Origin of the sequence: Ferrovibrio terrae, assembly GCF_943371255.1 — a bacterium.
GTDB lineage: Bacteria > Pseudomonadota > Alphaproteobacteria > Ferrovibrionales > Ferrovibrionaceae > Ferrovibrio > Ferrovibrio terrae_B.
This window is the reverse complement of the sequence record NZ_CALRUC010000001.1, coordinates 22,656-39,138: the sequence shown is the minus strand read 5'-3', so window position 1 is coordinate 39,138 and position 16,483 is coordinate 22,656. Positions and strand designations below refer to the sequence as shown.

18 protein-coding genes and 1 tRNA gene are annotated in these 16,483 nt (G+C 63.6%); all 19 read left to right on the top strand.

The genetic code is table 11. The features are described 5' to 3' along the window. The first annotated feature begins 310 nt into the window (after positions 1-310). Positions 311-384: transfer RNA gene (locus AAG799_RS00200), tRNA-Gly, on the top strand. A 24-nt stretch (positions 385-408) separates the two neighbouring features. After that, positions 409-621: a hypothetical protein gene (locus AAG799_RS00195; protein WP_341893753.1), complete on the top strand. Its 213-nt coding sequence runs from the start codon at positions 409-411 to the stop codon at positions 619-621. 7 nt (positions 622-628) lie between these two features. Then, positions 629-1,468 carry a hypothetical protein gene (locus AAG799_RS00190; RefSeq protein ID WP_341893752.1) on the top strand — a complete coding sequence of 280 codons (840 nt, stop codon included), beginning with the start codon at positions 629-631 and terminating at the stop codon, positions 1,466-1,468. 2 nt (positions 1,469-1,470) lie between these two features. Beyond that, complete coding sequence (locus tag AAG799_RS00185) at positions 1,471-1,683, top strand: hypothetical protein (protein WP_341893751.1); 213 nt, start codon at positions 1,471-1,473, stop codon at positions 1,681-1,683. Then, positions 1,680-3,293 (top strand): hypothetical protein, encoded by a 1,614-nt coding sequence (locus AAG799_RS00180; protein ID WP_341893750.1) that lies wholly within the window; start codon positions 1,680-1,682, stop codon positions 3,291-3,293. The genes AAG799_RS00185 and AAG799_RS00180 overlap by 4 nt, the downstream gene beginning before the upstream one ends. Positions 3,294-3,313: 20 nt before the next feature. Beyond that, entirely contained in the window at positions 3,314-5,290 is a 1,977-nt protein-coding gene (locus AAG799_RS00175) for a hypothetical protein (protein WP_341893749.1), read from the top strand. Continuing rightward, on the top strand, positions 5,287-5,793 hold the full coding sequence (locus AAG799_RS00170) for a hypothetical protein (protein ID WP_341893748.1): 507 nt from the start codon (positions 5,287-5,289) through the stop codon (positions 5,791-5,793). The genes AAG799_RS00175 and AAG799_RS00170 overlap by 4 nt, the downstream gene beginning before the upstream one ends. A 2-nt stretch (positions 5,794-5,795) precedes the next feature. After that, positions 5,796-6,065: a hypothetical protein gene (locus AAG799_RS00165; RefSeq protein WP_341893747.1), complete on the top strand. Its 270-nt coding sequence runs from the start codon at positions 5,796-5,798 to the stop codon at positions 6,063-6,065. Positions 6,066-6,231: 166 nt separating this feature from the next. Continuing rightward, positions 6,232-7,278, top strand: a complete 1,047-nt coding sequence (locus AAG799_RS00160) for a hypothetical protein (protein WP_341893746.1) — start codon at positions 6,232-6,234, stop codon at positions 7,276-7,278. A gap of 12 nt (positions 7,279-7,290) precedes the next feature. Then, complete coding sequence (locus AAG799_RS00155) at positions 7,291-8,403, top strand: N4-gp56 family major capsid protein (protein WP_341893745.1); 1,113 nt, start codon at positions 7,291-7,293, stop codon at positions 8,401-8,403. A gap of 27 nt (positions 8,404-8,430) precedes the next feature. Beyond that, entirely contained in the window at positions 8,431-9,153 is a 723-nt protein-coding gene (locus tag AAG799_RS00150; protein ID WP_341893744.1) for a hypothetical protein, read from the top strand. A gap of 96 nt (positions 9,154-9,249) precedes the next feature. Further along, positions 9,250-10,308: a hypothetical protein gene (locus AAG799_RS00145; protein WP_341893743.1), complete on the top strand. Its 1,059-nt coding sequence runs from the start codon at positions 9,250-9,252 to the stop codon at positions 10,306-10,308. 6 nt (positions 10,309-10,314) lie between these two features. Continuing rightward, on the top strand, positions 10,315-11,064 hold the full coding sequence (locus AAG799_RS00140; protein WP_341893742.1) for a hypothetical protein: 750 nt from the start codon (positions 10,315-10,317) through the stop codon (positions 11,062-11,064). 2 nt (positions 11,065-11,066) lie between these two features. Beyond that, complete coding sequence (locus AAG799_RS00135) at positions 11,067-12,242, top strand: hypothetical protein (protein ID WP_341893741.1); 1,176 nt, start codon at positions 11,067-11,069, stop codon at positions 12,240-12,242. After that, positions 12,239-12,982 (top strand): LamG-like jellyroll fold domain-containing protein, encoded by a 744-nt coding sequence (locus AAG799_RS00130; RefSeq protein ID WP_341893740.1) that lies wholly within the window; start codon positions 12,239-12,241, stop codon positions 12,980-12,982. Before AAG799_RS00135 ends, AAG799_RS00130 begins: the two co-directional genes overlap by 4 nt. A gap of 3 nt (positions 12,983-12,985) precedes the next feature. After that, on the top strand, positions 12,986-13,480 hold the full coding sequence (locus AAG799_RS00125; protein ID WP_341893739.1) for a hypothetical protein: 495 nt from the start codon (positions 12,986-12,988) through the stop codon (positions 13,478-13,480). Positions 13,481-13,483: 3 nt separating this feature from the next. Beyond that, positions 13,484-14,137, top strand: coding sequence for a hypothetical protein (locus AAG799_RS00120; protein ID WP_341893738.1), 654 nt, complete (start codon positions 13,484-13,486; stop codon positions 14,135-14,137). A gap of 112 nt (positions 14,138-14,249) precedes the next feature. Next, complete coding sequence (locus AAG799_RS00115; protein WP_341893737.1) at positions 14,250-14,594, top strand: hypothetical protein; 345 nt, start codon at positions 14,250-14,252, stop codon at positions 14,592-14,594. A gap of 1 nt (position 14,595) precedes the next feature. Beyond that, entirely contained in the window at positions 14,596-16,482 is a 1,887-nt protein-coding gene (locus tag AAG799_RS00110) for a hypothetical protein (protein ID WP_341893736.1), read from the top strand. Position 16,483 lies beyond the last annotated feature (1 nt).

Sequence of the window (16,483 nt, the reverse complement as noted above, 5' to 3'; positions counted from 1 at the left end):
TGACCAAGCAAAGAGGCCTGACGGGCTATGCTGGTAGCAATCCTAGGGCTTCGTACGTTCAAATCGTACACACGCACCACACTAACTCCGGGGAAGCCCGGATGGCGTGCTTGGAGGGAAGAATATCGTAGCCCTCTGTCGGTCCTGATCTAGAGCAGGATACCGGCCACAGCGGAAAGTTTGCGACCCGCCGCGCCCCTACCATTCGCCCTATGGGCACTGGCATCTGCCGGCCGGACCCCACAAGTGCCAAGGGATGCTATGGGCCCTTGGCCGGATAAACTTTGCGCCATTCGCCCCATTGGGCACAGCGGCCTTGGCCGAGCGGTCAGGCTCCAGCCTTCCAAGCTGGCTACGCCGGTTCGATCCCGGCAGGCCGCTCCAAACCTTCAACCATCGAGGCAAGCTATGGGCGAGACCATTTTCGCGCTGACGCCGGTCAGCCTGCCGTATCCGCCGTACATTAACGTCAGTGAGCGTGCTGGCGGGCTGGAGATCACCATCCGCTCTGCCGCGAACGGCGAACAGTCTGGGGCTACGGCCGCCTTCCATTTCGACGCCAAGAGCCGCGCAGAGCTTGAACGGCTGAGCGCAGCACTTCAGGCGTACCTCGCCCGCTGAGCCACCCGTGCCCAAGAAACCCACCCAGGCCCCAGTAAAGACCGGCCCGGACTGGGGCGCCATCAAGCGCCACTGGGTTGCCGGTATCCGCAGTATCCGTGACATCGCCAAAGAGGCGGGCATTACCCACCGGGCAGTATCCGAGTATGCGAAGCGGCATGAGTGGCCGGAACGCAGCCTTGCCCAGAAGATCCGGGACACCGCCAAGGATAAGACGGCCCGTAAAATCGCGGAGGAAACCCGCGCCAGCCAGAATGCCAAGCCCACCATTGCCCCGGTAGCCACTGAGCGGCAAGCCGAGGGCGGAGGGCCGTCGCAGCCCGAGCGCGTAGCCAATACCGATGCACGGGCGATTCGGGCAGAACCCGATATCGACGAAGCCGAGATTGTCGAACTGAATGCCGTGGCGCAGTCCGAGGTGACCGCCATTCACCGGCGCGACGCCCGGGTGCAGCGGCAAATGATCGGCCGGTTGCTGCTCGAGCTGGACCATACCACGGCCCGGCGCGATGAAATCGAGGCGGAGATTGAGGCTGAAACCCAGAAAGACACCAACGGGACGCGCCGCGCCGCAATGATGCGGGCCGTCAGCCTGCCCAGCCGGGCCGGCGTGATGCGGGATCTTGCAACGGCACTGACCAAGGTGGTCGGGCTGGAGCGTCAGGCCTTCGGCATGGTGGACGCAGACCCGAACCGGCCGTCAGGCTCCGGCGCACCGCTTGCTTCTCGCCTGACGCAGATCGACCAGCAGCGCAGGGTTGAGACAGAAACGACGACAACGCCGCAAGGCGCAACGGTGGTGAAGCAGACCACGACGCTGCAGCAGCGGCTTCGGCAGATCAGCTGACAATGGCAGGGCCTGCCGAAATGAAGCCGTGGCAGTTCACGGCCGTCATCGGCGTGCCCGGTGCGCTCTATGCCATGAAGCCTGACGAAGCGCAGGAATGCGAGGCGGCCAAGCTCTGCTCCTGCGAGGACTGCCAGTCGCTGGTGAAGACCTACCAGCAGGAACAGATTGAATTTCTCTCAGCCAGAATGATGGAGGGGCAGCGCCTGACATGAGCCAGGCCGCCCCGGTCCAAGGTTACGATGGGCTGGATGATGACGAAGTAATCCGCCGGCTGCGGCTCGATCTGGAAGCCTATTGCACGGGCTTCGTCCGGATTCAGGACAAACAGGGCCGGGTTCACTTCTTCAACTGGAACCGTGCGCAGCGCCGACTGCATGCCGCGATCGAGAAGCAGAAGCTGGAGAAGGGCTGGGTCCGGGTCATCATCCTGAAGGCCCGCCAGATGGGCATCTCGACCTACATTGGCTCTCGCTTCTACCGCAACACCTCGCTGTTCCTTGGTCGCAACACCTTCATCCTCACGCACGAGGACAAGGCGACGCAGCAGCTGTTCAACATGGTCAAGCGCATCCATGACCACATGGATGATCGCCTACGCCCCGCGACGGAAGCCGCCAACGCCAACGAACTGAAATTCGCCGGCTACGACGGCGGTTATCGCGTCGGCACCGCCAAGAATCAGGGCGGCCTGGGCCGCTCCATGACGCTGCAGCAGGTGCATGGCTCCGAGATGGCCTTCTGGCCGCAGGCCGCCAACCACTTCGGCGGCATCGGCCAGGCTGTTCCGGGCGAGCCCGGGACCGAGATCATCATGGAGTCCACGGCCAACGGGCCGATGGGCGACTTCTACGAGGAATGGAAGAAGGCCGAGGCCGGCCTGTCGGATTACCTCGCCATCTTCCTGCCGTGGACGCTGGAAGACGCGTATCGCCGTGAGCCGCCGCAGGACTGGCAGCCGACCGGCGCTCTGCGTGAATACGCCCAGCTCTATGGGCTAGACCGGCAGCAGGCTTTCTGGGCCGAGCGCAAGAACGTCGAGTTGGGTGGCCAGCCCGGCGAGATCGTGCCGCTGTTCCAGCAGGAATACCCGATCACCGCGGCGGAAGCCTTCCAGGCCACGGGCGTCAACGGGCTGATTGCTGGCGAATATGTAGCTCGCGCACGCCGGGTGTCCTTAAGCGAGGCGCCCGGAGCGTCCCGCGTGCTGGGCATCGACGTTGCCCGTGGTGGCCGAGACAGCACATGGCTGATCGACCGCAAGGGCTGGCGTGCTGGTCACGCCGTCAATGAGCGGATCGACACCGACAACATTCTGGTTCTGGTCGACAAGGTCACCAAGACCCTGATCGCCAACCCCGACATCCGGCGCGTCTACATCGACGCTTCGGAGGGCTTCGGCCATTCGCTGGCCAACATCCTGAGCTCCAACGGCTTCGCGGATCGTGTCTGCGCGGTGAGCTTCGGCGGCGAGGCATCCGAGCCCCTGCTGTACCTGAACAAGCGGGCCGAGATGTATGGCCGCATGCGCGACTGGTTCAAGGCAGCCGGAGGCGCCGACCTGGTCGACAGCGACGAACTGCACAGCCACATCGTGGCGTCGGGCTTCGCCTATGGGCTGGACGGGGTTCTCAAGATCGAGCCCAAGGAAGCCATCAAGAAGAAGTTCGGCTTTTCGCCTGACGGTGCCGACGCCCTGGCGCTGACCTTTACCGAAATCCTACCCGTCGAAATGCCGGAAGCAGCGCCCTATGGCGCGGCGGACGGCTACGGCTGGGCCGGGATCGACACCTCAAACGAAGTCATGGATTGGCGAGCCCGGTAGGGCAGCAACAGGGAGAGTCGATGCGCTACGGACCGACCGCCCCCCGGGGCCTGCCCGTGCAGGATCCGGAAAAGCTGCTGCTGCTGGCGGATCGCTGGGCCCGTGCGACTGCGCCCCACGACAAGTGGGCTGAAGACGCCAAGAAGTGTGTTGATTATGTGGAAGGCCGGCAGTGGGCCGAGAATGTGAAGCGCAGCATCGAGCGGCAGGGCCGGCCGGTGCTCACCTTCAACGAGATTTTCCCGCTGGTCCGCCTGGTGCTGGGCTACCACCGCAACAACCGCAACGACACCCGAGCCATCCCCGGCTACGACGGCACCGGCGAGGAAAAGGTGGCGGAAGCCATCAGCCGCGTGTTCAAGCAGACCGCCGAGCAGAACCAGATGTCGGCCCGCGACGCGGAAGTGTTCGGCGACGGCATCATGACCGGCCGCGGCTTCTACGATACCCGGCTTGATTTCAGCGAAAACGACTTCGGCGAGATCAAGACCGGCAGCCGAGACCCGTTCCGGGTCAAGGTCGACCCCGATCTGGACGACTACGATCTCGACAAGGGCGGCTTCGTCATCCAGGACGAATGGGCCTGCATTGATCAGGTGCGTGATCTCTATGGCCAGCAGGCCGCTGATCTCGTATCGCCGCTGACCAGGGGCAACACCTCGGTCGGGCCGATCATCAACACCAATTCAGAGTCAGGCGACGTCCACCCGATCCGCAGTTTCGGGCTGGAAGACAACGACATGCCGGAATGGTGGGGCCAGTACAACACCGTGCTGGGGGATTACACCGACCCGCTGCGCAAGAGCATCCGCGTGCTGGAGTTCCAATACTGGCAGGCCACCCCGACCCGGGTGTTTGTCGATCTGGAGACCGGCGACCGCTCGGTGATCCCGGATCACTGGAACCAGGAGAAGATCGGCAAGGCGCTCTATTTCGCCGAGCAGCGCGGCAATCCGCTGTTCGTGCGCAAGCAGATGACCAAGCGGGTACGCTGGACCACCATCATCGGCGATCTCATCGTTTATGACGACTGGTCGCCCTACGACGGTTTCACACTGAAGGGCTATTTCTCATGGTTCCGCCGCGGCTTCACGCGCGGGATGGTGCATGACCTGATTTCCCCGCAGGACGAGATCAACAAGCGCCATATGGCCGGCGTCGAGACCGTGATGCGCACCGCCAACTCCGGTTGGATGTATCAGGAAAACTCGCTGGACCCTGTGCAGGAGCGCCAGCTGAAGAATTTCGGCTCCGCGCCCGGTATCAACATCAAATTCAAGGGCGAGAAAGCCCCGACCCGCATTACGCCCGTTGGTCCCTCGACCGGCCATGAATGGCTGGAGACGAACGCCGAAGACAAGATGCGTCGCATCAGCGGTGTCAACGAGGCGGCCCTTGGTGAGAACGACAAGGTGCAGAGTGGTCGCGCGCTGGAGGCCAAGCAGCGCCAGGCCGTGATCTCGCTGCAGGTCTATATGGACAATTTCAAGCGCACCAAGGAACTGGTGGGTCGGCAGTGGCTGAACATGGTGCAGAAGCACTACACCGAGAAGCGCATCTTCCGGATTCTGGGCGAAGACGGCAAGTTCATGCAGACCGTCATCAATGACGAGCAGCGCGACCCCGCCACCGGCCTGACGTCCAAGCTCAACGATGTGACCGCCGGCAAGTACAGCGTGCAGGTCGACGAGGCGCCGCTGGCTGCCAGCTTCGCCAACGCCCAGTTCGAAGAAGCGCTGATGCTGGCCGAGAAGATGAAGATTCCGCCGCAGGCGATCCTCGACATCATCATCGACCTGTCCTCGATCCCGCGCAAAGAAGAGGTCAAGGGCCGCATGCAGACCCTGATGGGGACCGCTGCACCCGGCGCCATGCCGGGCGGCCAGCCTGGCGCCATGCCGGGCCAGCCACCGGAAAGCCTTGTCACCGCCGGCACGCCAGCCGGCATCGTCACTCAGCTGCCGGTCGGGCAGCCGCAACCCGCCATAGGTGCATGATGATTGATCGCCGGCTCTACCAGTCGACGGCCGTAACGGACCGTTTTGACGAAGAAGCGGCCGGCACCGCATGGTGCGGTGTCACCGTCATGCGAGACGGCAATGCCGTGCTGCTGAGCGACCAGCCGGCTTTGGACTGGGCGGCAGACTGCATGATGTTCGCCTGCGACATGGCGAGGGCGCTGAACAAACATCTGCACCATGACGGCTTTTGGTACGTCGGCTGGACGCACCCGAGTTCCGTGTTCCTGCTGGGCAGCACCGGCCGCACCTATCAGCGCGCGGTGATGATCTGGTTCGACAGCGACGGCGACCCGGCCTTTACCGTTGAGATCCTGGACCCGATCTGGGACATCCTGAACGCCGGGCCAGATGCGTGGCTGGAGCAGTGCGAAATCGCATGGCAGCGGCGCAAGCATCTCATGATCGAGGTGCTGGACCCCAAGGAAGGCCAGACCTTCAAACAGGCGCAGGGCGAAGCTGCCCCGAGCGCGCGGCCCTGATCATGGCAGACGCCAGCCACCAGAACGGCAGGGGGCCGTGGTTTGAAAAGCTGCTGCCGCACATCATCACGGCCAGCCTGGTCGGTGCCATCACCTGGGGCTCGACACAGGCCGACATCAAGCATCAGGACGCGCAGATCAACGACCTGAAGCGCGAACTGAACGAAAGTCGCAAGTCAGACACCATGGTCGCGGAGCGCCTGGCGCGCATCGAGGCCAACCTGCAATTCGTCGTCGAAGAGACACGCCGGCAGCAGCAACTGCGCCGCTAACAGAACCACCGCCTGACCAGCGCGCAAAGGCCTCGGAGAAATCCGGGGCCTTTTGCATTTGGTCGCCGCCGCCGGGCATCCGGGCGCTTTCGGTCTGGCCGAACCGTAATCGAGCCGCCGCCGCCGGGCCAACGGGCGTTGCCGCTATCCCGCGAAAGAGGAAGTCATGACCGTAGAGCAGACAAGCGACCACTCGGATTCCGTCCATCCCGATCTAGCGAACGGCATAGAAGTTCGCGAACTCGTGAAAGCGCCGATCGAAGCCGACGACCCCGACGCACTCGATATTGCGGCGGCCAAGGCTGACATCGAAACCGCAGCGAAGCCTGCTGCCGCGCAACCGGATTCCAAGCCGGCAGCCCCTGTCGCGCCTGCAGCGACCACAACGCCGCCGCAGACCGCCTCAGCTAAGCCGGCCGGCCAGCCGGATCAACCCATGATCCCGAAGGCCAGGCTTGATGAAGTGCTGAAACGGCAGGAAGACCTCGTGAAGCGGAACGCCTTCCTCGAAGGTGCGCTGAGCGCGGGCAAACCTGCGGACACGCCAGCGGCACCTGCCGCACCGGCGGCCCCGGCCCGGACCATCGCCCAGATCGAAGCTGACAAGCTCGGCCTGGCTGACCAGTTCGACCAGGGCAAACTTTCAGCCAAAGAGTGGCGTGAAAAAGAGATCGCGCTGGACCGCGAAGCCCGGGCCCTCACTGAGAAGCCCGCCGCCGCACCGGTACAGCAGGATGACCTGTTCCTTGAGTCGCTGACCCAGCAGCTCGAAGAACTCCATCCCTATGCCAAAGACGGCATCCTCGACGACGCGCAATGGATCTTCATTGAGACCGAAGCGCGGAAGTCGTTCTCCGCCGAAGGGAAAACCATCGGCGAAGGCTCGGCCGACACCTTCCTGCTGCGTCAGCGTATGGCGCAGCTCTCGGACAGGTTCGGTCCTGTGATGACGGGCAAAGATCTCAAGAAGCCTGCTGCTGCCAACGGTCCTGCTGCAACGACCCAAACCACCACACCGCCGGCGCCATCTGCGACCGCTGCTGCCCGAGCCGGAAAGCTCGGTCTCGCGGAGAGGATTGCGCCGGACATCAGCAATCTCGGCGGCTCAGCCGCTCCGAGCACCGAACTCAGTGACGCCGCTCTGATGAACATGAGCGACGACGAGATCGGTGCACTGCCGGAGGCGACGAGGCGCCGAATCCTCCAAACCTGAAAGGTAACTGCAATGCAGACCGACTTTGGTGCACTCACCGACGCGCAAAAGCGTCTCTGGGCCGCCGAGACCTGGACGCAGGGTCGCGACGAGTCCTTCTGGTTCAGCGCGGGCTTCATCGGCAAGAACGACACCGATATGTCCAAGCCGATCCAGCGCATCACCAAGCTGACCGAGACCGAGCGTGGCACGGAATGTGTCATGCAGCTGGTGCTCGACATGCAGGGTGACGGCGTTGTCGGCAACAACGTGCTGGAAGGCAGCGAAGAAGCGCTGGTCAACGATGCTCAGGTTATCCGCATCGACCACCTGCGCAATGGCGTGAAGTCCAAGGGCAAGATGGCGGAGCAGGCAACTGTCATCCGCTTCCGTGCCACCGCCAAGAACAAGCTGGCCTTCTGGATCGCCGACAAGATCGACGAACTGGGCTTCCTGACCATCGCGGGCCGCAGCTATACGCTGAATACCAACGGCACCACCCGCGGTGCGTCGCAGCTGCCCCAGCTGTCGTTTGGGGCCGACGTGTCCGCCGCCTCGTCCAACCGCATCATGTATGCCGGTTCGGCGACCTCGGAAGGCACGCTGACTGCCAGCGACAAGGTCGACTGGAACCTGGTCGTCAGCCTGAAGGCGTTCGCTGAACGCAAGAAGCTGAAGCCGATCCGCGAAGGCGGCAAGAACTACTACGCCCTGGTGCTCTCGACTGAAGGTCTGCGTGACCTGCAGAAGGACACCACTTACCAGACCATCGTCCGCAGTGCGGCGGAACGCGGCAGCAAGAACCCGCTGTTCCAGAACGCTGTGGCCGTGGTGCAGGGCGTGGTGATCCACAGCCACAACAAGGTGTTCAACACCCTTGGGCTGTCGTCCAGCAACCGCTGGGGCTCGGGCGGCACCATTCACGGTGCGCAGCACGCGCTGCTCGGTTCGCAGGCGCTCGGCCTGGCCACGATCGGCAACACCGACATGGCCGAATCCAGCAGCACGGACTACGGCGACAAGCCTGGTATCGCGACTGGCCGGATGATCGGGCTGCTCAAGCCGCAGTTCAAGTCCACCCCTGATGGCGGCTCCCGCGAGGACTTCGGCGTGATCTCGCTGAAGACCGCCGCGGCTGCGGCCTAACCCCTAGCGCAGAAGGAGACCCAGACAATGGGTATGCTGCACTATTCCGTGCAACTGCACGACGAGCGCACCGGCGCCGCCATCACGCAAAGTGGCGGCGCCGTCATTGTCTGCCAGAGCGGCGACGCTTCGAAGCAGACCCTGTACACCAAGGCCGGGCTGGCCGCGTCCAATCCGGTCGCGATCACCTACGGCAAGATCGAGTTCTGGGTGGCGGACACCGCCACGCAGGTCGATCTTTACGGCATCGGGCCGAACGGAGAATCCATCCGACTGGCCGGCGTGAAGCCGGGCGGCGATGCGGCTTACTTCGTCAATACGGCGCTGATGCAGGTCTACAAGATTCCGTTCAGCTATGCCGACCAGGCTGGCGATGCGACCGAGACCGATACCGGCCTCGATTTCGTCACCAATACGATCGTGCATGGCCTCGGACTTGGTCTGCTGGTGACGGTTGCGGATGCGACCGAAACCATCGATTTCGGTGGAAAGACTTCGGAGTCTGGCGACCCCGATGGCTTCCTCGATCTCGTCTCGGTCGCGTCGGCCGTCATGGTCAAGCCGACCCTGGCCAACGGCACCCCGACGCTCGGCGCGCTCCTGTTCGTACAGGACAGTGCCAACGCCGGCGACGAAGCCCCGGAAAGCCATGTCGTGGTCTCCACGGCGCGGTCGATCACCTACACGCTGTCGGCCGGTGCCGACACCGCGAAGGGCTTCGGCATCTTCCCGGTGACCCTGCCGGCGTAAGCCGCGGGTCTCTGCGTGAGGGCAGGGCCGGGGAGTGCCGTCCCCCCGGCCCTGTTTCTTTCCACTGACGGCGACCCCAACTGAAAGAGGCCAGTGATGGCAAAGCAGACGGCAAAACAGGCCGGCGCCCAGAGCGGTGCGGCCAATCAGCAGAATCAGAACGCGGCGGAGCAGGGTAAGGCGCCCGATCCATCGCCGATCAGCGCTCAGCCGCAGGCTGATGTTCAGCCCGGCGCACAGCGCCTGCAGGGCGTCGCTCCGGAAGGCGACAACGCCTCGGCCGGCACCGGTCACCAGTTCGGGATCGACCCCGATCCTGTCAGTGATGCCGCCCCCGGTCCCGCCCTCAACGTCGACGCGGCCAAGACCATCGCACCGCAGCCCGAAGTGGCGCAACCGTCCGTCGTCAACGCCGTGCCGACAGCCTTCCTCGTCACCGGTCTGAAGCCGAAGCCGGGCTCGGCCGAAGTGGTCGAGCTGAGCATAGAGACCCCGGACGGTTTGATGGGCGGCACCCTCGATATGAGCATCGAGGCCGCTTCGGCCAACAAAATCCAGCAGGGCAAGCTGGTCTATGTCTTCGAGGACGGCACTTACAGCGTGCCCGATCTGCCGCCGATGCAGGTTGCCCGCCCCGGCGCGGGCCCTGTCACTGGTCTGCGTGGCGTGAATGCCCAGGCCGCCCAGCCGGTCGAGGCTTCAACCGACCTCGATGTGCTGGACACCACGGCGACCATCAGCCACCCGAAGCGCGAACACACCATTCTCGTGAACGGTGACGAGATCACCCATCTGTTCGAGCACGGCAAGGCCAAGCGCATGCCGGCCTCTCACGCCATGAAGTTCGTCAAGCACAAAGCGTTCATCGTCACCGACCCGAACACGGGCAAGCGCTACGAGCCGATCGCTGATCCCTCGCAGCGTCAGGTAAACATTCACGCGCTGTCGCCCAGCCAGGTGATCGCCTCGCTGGATGAACTGACCAACAAGGCGCTGCTGAACCGGTGCCACACCCTGAACGGCGGCGAACGCTACGGCGGCAACAGCGAGCGCAACGAGATGATCGCCTTCATCGTGGCGGCCACCTCCCCGCAGCAGGCCGAAGGCGGCGGCGACGAGATGGATAAGACCCAGCTCGACCGTATGTTCGGCTGATCCTGAATGTCCGCAATCCTGTCGGCGGTGCAAGTTGTTGAGGAATCGCTTCGCAAGATCGGCGCGTATTCCATCAACGACAGCGCCGCCGACGGGACGGAACTCAGGGTAGGACTCACGTGGCTGGACCTCATCATGGCCCACCTGTCGGGCTCCACCCAGATTTTCTGGCTGATCCGCAATGAAGTCAGCCTGCCGCTCGTGACCGCGCAGCGCAGCTACCAGCTGCCGAACGCGCTCAACGCCTCGGCCCCAACCAACGATCTCCAGTTCATCAACGGCGCCACGTTAATCGACGAAACCGGCTCGCGCACCCCGCTGACCATGCTGGATTACCAGACCTACAACGCCGTGACGAACAAGGACGATGTCGGTGACCCCACCGGGGTCTATGTCGAGCGTCTGGTCAATCCTGTGCTCTACACCTATCCCGTGGCGCAGTTCGATGTCTCGGCAGGTCAGACCCGCCGCATCGAGCTGAGTGTCCAGACCTTTGCGAACACGGTCTCCGGCAACCGGCCAGCCGCCGGCGTGCAGAGCGAGGGCAGCCTGCAGCATGGCCTGCGGCAGTCCTGGCAAAAATGGGCCATCTACGAACTGGCCGCATCGCTTGGCGACGGCACGGTCCGCAACCTGCCATCCGGCCGACTTGATCGCCTGCGCGACGTCGCAATCGTCGCCAAGAAAGAACTGCTGGCCTTTGAGAACCGCGAGAACTTCGACGCCCCCAATCAGACCGCTTACCGGGATTACTGACCATGGCCCAGCGCACGCTTGTCCCGGACTTCGGCCTGGCAAACCCGATCTATATTGGCGGCACGGTTACGGCCTATGTGGCTGACGAGGACGGCGCCAAGACCGCGACGCTCGCCACGCTCTATGCCGCCACCACCGGCACGACCGAGCTTGAGAATCCCCAGACGCTGGACTCTGAGGGCAAGTTTGCCCAAGCCGTGTATATCGACCAGGCGGTGATCCTGACCGCCAGCGGCCTCAGCATCCCGGACCACGATACCGGTGTGATCCGGCCCAAGTCCGGCGACGACGAACTATATGCGCTGGTCGCCCGAGTGCAGGCCATTCTGGCCGAGATCACCGCGCAGGCGGAAGGCACCAGTGTCGATGCCATCAACGCCGCCACCAGTGCGGCGCAGGCACTTGCCGCCCAGGCTGCCGCCGAGGCCGCCGTCGCCGGCCTGAAGTGGCGCCCCTCTGTGCGTGCGGCCTCTGTCGCCAATGTCAGCGTATCCTCGGCGCCGTCTTCACTGGATGGCATCACGCTCAGCGCCAGCGACCGCGTGCTGCTGAAGGACCAGACCGCGCCTGCCGAGAATGGCGTCTATGTCTTCAACGGCGCGGCTGCCGCGCTGACCCGTGCCACCGATGCCGACACATGGGCCGAGCTGGTCAGCCAGGCCGTCACCGTGGAAGAGGGCAGCTCCTGGGCCGATTACACCTTCGTCTGCCAGGTCAATCAGGGCGGCACGCTCAACACCACGGCGATCACCTGGGCCACGCTTAAGATCGTGCTGCCGGATGGCTCGGTCACCCCGGCGAAGCTGTCCACGGCCGCGCGCAAGCAGGCCATCGTCATCGCCGCCTCGGACGAAGCAACCGCGCTCTCCACCGGCACGGCCAAGACCACCTTCCGGATGCCATACGCCTTCACCATCACCGAGATCCGGGCCAGCCTCAGCACAGCGCAGGCCAGCGGCTCGATCTTCACTGTCGATGTAAACGAGGCCGGCTCGACGATCCTCTCGACCAAGCTGACCATCGACAACACCGAAAAGACCAGCACGACGGCCGCCACGCCTCCGGTACTCAGCGACACGTCCCTGGCAGATGATGCCGAGATCACCATCGACATCGACCAGATCGGCAACGGCAGCGCCAAGGGCCTGAAGGTCATCCTGATCGGTTACCCGACATGATCAGCGTGGTGAACCCGCACATTCTGACGCCTGCCTATATTGCCAATGCCGTCAACTTCGACGGCACGAACGATTATATGCGGCGTGCCACGGACTGGACCGGTGGAGCACTCACTGGGAAGGTCGGAACGCTCTCTCTCTGGGTCAACTTCAAAGGCGGTGACGGCGCTGCACAGAAGCTGTGGCATCAGGACGGCGGCTACGGATACATGGAGCGCACCAGCGCCAACAAATTCCGCATCTTCATGTACGAGACCACGGGCGGAACCATCAGCCTCGATATGATCTCGACCAGCAGTTACACCGTGGCTTCTGGCTGGGTGCATGTTGCCATGGCCTGGGATGTCGCGGCCGGTACGACTCAGATGTATATCAATGGCGCCAGTGATCGCGCCGGCTCGCCCACGGCGCTGAACAACACGCTGGAATATGCCCGCGAGACCATGTCTTTCGGCGCGGACCAGGCCGGCGGCGGCGGAAAACTCAATGCCGATATCGCCGATTTCTATTTTAACACCGATGCCTTTATCGACCTCAGTGTTGCGGCCAACCTGCAGAAATTCCGCAGCGCGGCCGGAAAGCCTGTCTTCCTCGGTCTCGATGGCAGCGCGCCAACAGGGGCGAAGCCGCAGATTTGCCTGACCAACCCATTCGGCACATGGCACCAGAACCTGTCGGGGTATGGCGATTATACTGTGACTGGCGCACTTACCGCTGGCAGCAGCAGCCCGAGCGCATGAGTCATGAACCCGCAACAGTTTGACCGCTTCATCCTGCGCCCGGTTCTCACGGCGATGGCGCCTGAAGTCCCAAACAGCGAAGCCGCGCGCCGATTGCTGCTCGGCACTGCCTCGCATGAAAGCGGAGGCTTCCAGTTCATTGACCAGGTAACGGCGCTCGGACTCGCAAACGATGCCGATGGTCCGGCCTACGGACTGTTCCAGATGGAAGCGGCCACCCATGACGACCTGTGGCGGAATTTCCTGCAGTACAAACCGGCAGTGACTGCGAAGGTCCAGCAGTTCCGGGCTGACCAGCCGGATCTGGTGAGACAGATGCGCAGTAATCTCTGTTACGCTGTGGCCGTGGCCCGTGCCCAGTTCTATCGCGCCAAGCCGCCGCTGCCGCCAGCCGACGATCTGCCTGCCCTGGCGGCCTACTGGAAGCAGCACTGGAACACGGCGCTCGGCGCCGGTACCCCGGATCAGTGGCTTAGGCATTACCCGAAGGGACTCTGACCCATGCTCGGCGCGATCTTCTCCGCCATCACCGGCATCCCGGCACTCATTCAGGCCGGCACGGACCTGTACGAGACCATCGCGGGTAAACCGACTACGGCCACCACCGCGGAGCAGCTGCGCGTCGATGTCGAATCCCTGCCGCCAGAAAAGCAGCAGGCTTTTGCGGATGCCATGCGGCAACGTATCGAGGAATACCGGGCTGAGACGGAGCGCCTGCGAAATGAGCAGGGCGATGTCGATGCCGCCACGCTGGCCACCCTACCGCCCGATGCACGGGTAAAGGTGGCAATCAGCCGCATGACCACGCGGCCCTGGACGGTTCGGATGTTCGTTTATTTCCTATTGACACCTGCGTTTGCCATCTGGGCCGACGGCGCCATGGTGATGACGCAGAACCTGCTGCTGCTCTGCAATGCATTGTTCGGATCGAACTTCCAGTGGTCGCCGCAGTTACTGCTGGAAAAATTCATCATCAATGAGAACTACCGCGAAGTGTACGTCTCGGCCACGCCTTGGTTGCTGGCAGCGGTACTCACCTACATGACGCTGAGAAGCGGGGAAAAGAACCCGGCTGCCGGCGGCGGGATCACAGGTGCAATTTCGGGCCTGATCTCTGCCATCGGTTCGATCAAAGGCGCAGCATCAAAACGATAGAATCCTTCGGGATGGCCTGACCGGCCTAACTGGTCTGCCCTTCTCGGGTATTTCCTCCCTAACTCAAAGCCCCGGCCTCACAGCCGGGGCTTTTCTTTTCCGAGGGTGAAGAATGGCGACTTATGCGAAAGAGCTGCTTTCCGCATCGACGGACGGCCGCAACATCAAGGTTGTCGCCACCGCCACGGCCGGCACGCTGATCCATACCGCCGACGCGACGGCAATGGACGAAGTCTTCCTCTTCGCCAACAACCGGGATTCTGTCGCGCGGCTGCTGACCATCGAGTTCGGCGGCGTGACCAGCCCTGATGACCTTGTCGTGGTGACGCTGGCTGCTCGCTCCGGGCCCCGCCTGATCGTGCCGGGTTGGGTGCTGACTGGTGGCCTGCTGGTTCGCGCCTTTGCCGAGGCGGCCAACGTCATCGGCATCAACGGCTATGTGAACCGGATTTCCTGATATGGCAACGCAGCGCATCGCCGATTTCGACACCTGGCGCCCGGGTTACGCGGGCTCGCTGGTCACGGTCTATGTCGCCGGCACGACCACGCTGGCCGACGTATTTCTCGACGAAGCGCTGACCTCGGCTGCAGACAACCCGATCACACTGGCCAGCCAGCAGAGCGGCGACGTCTCTTACGGCAAGTGGCCCCATGCCGGCAGCCTCTATACCGCGCAGGCCGTGGAACTGAGCATCGATTCCACGGACCGGACCGGGGTTACCCGGCCCCCGCTGACCACGGTTGCAGGCGAGAATGCCAGTGCAGCACTCGTCACCGCCACGGGCGGCAGCGTTGCTCATACCCTGGCCGATGTCGTCGCGCGCATGTTCCATGCCACGGATTACGGCGCTCTCGTGGCTGGCGGCGGTTCGGCTGCCAGTAACAATGCGACCCTGCTGGCTGCCCTCGGCGCCGCTGCCGGCGCTGGAGGCGGCATCGTGCAGGTTCCGGCCGGCACCTATGCCTTTACCGCGCTGAGCATTGCCGGCGGCTGCGTGCTGCAGGGGCAGGGGCGAGGCGTCACCATCCTGCAATGCCAGACCGCCAACCGCTGCGTCACCATGGCGGGCGACCGCGCCGGCCTGCGTGCCATCACCATCGACGGTGTGAACAACACGGCATCCAGCACAGGCGTCTATGGCAAGGCCCGCTCGGAACTGCTTTTCGACGATGTGGACATCAAGCGTTTTGCCATCGGCCTGCACTTCAAGGGCGGCCGGAAGCTGAATGCCCGCAATCTCTATCTGACCAACAACACCAATGGCGCAAAGCTCTATGGCGACGACGATGCCGGCGGCGGGGCGGACGGCGACGCCTTCATGTTCAACGAATGGTCAGGCGGCGCGGTGACGCAGACCAGTGGCATCGGCATCGACCTGTCGTTTGAGGACATGGCCTGCTGGCATAATGTCTTCCGCGACATCGGATTCGAGGACAACACCGGCACGGCGGTCCGGGTCAACGGTGCCCGCTGGGTCCGGCTGGAAAGCTGCTGGTGGACCGGGAATACCATCAACCTCGACGTGCTTGACGACAGTGACGCCTCTGCTGCGGCCCGCCTGCTGAACACCATCGAAAGCCTGCAGATCATCGGCGGCGAGATGTCGGAAGGTGCGGTCAACCTGCGTGACACGCTACTCGATGTGGCTTTCATCGAAATGCGGTTCTCCGAAGTGGCCTTCACGCTGACCTCGCCGCTGTATTCCGTGCTGCTGCGGGACTGCAACGAGAGCCTGGTCACCGTCGCCGGCACGGCCTCCTACCTGAACCGATGGTACAAGAACGACCATGGCGCCACGACAGGCCTAACCACGGATGCCACGGTTACCAAGGCCTGGGCCCGCACGCTTGAGCCCGGAGAAGTGGTCTACCTGCTGGGTCGGGTGATCGGCAATCAGCGCAATGGCACCGGCGTGGGCGGCTACTGGATCGCGGTCACCGCCAAGCGTGCCGGTTCGACGCTGCTCTACGACGCCCAGTCGGCAAATTTCACGGTGGGCGACGTCCTAACCGGCGCTACCTCTGGCGCCACGGCCCGGATCATTGCCGATAGCGATGGCGGCACCACGGGCACGCTGACGCTTCGCGACATCGACGGCGCCTTCATTGACAACGAAGTCATCACGGGCAGCAGCGGCGGGTCCGCACTGGCGAATGGTGCCCTGGTCGCGGGCTCCGTCGCCCTGCTCGGCAGCGTGGCTGATGTTCGCACCGCCTATGAGGACGATTCTGCTTGGGCCGCAACCTTTGCCGCCAACGGTCCTGAGATCGAACTGCGCGTGACGGGCGCCGCGGCCAAGACCATCGAATGGACCTGCGACGTCGATGTAACGACGAGCCTGTGAC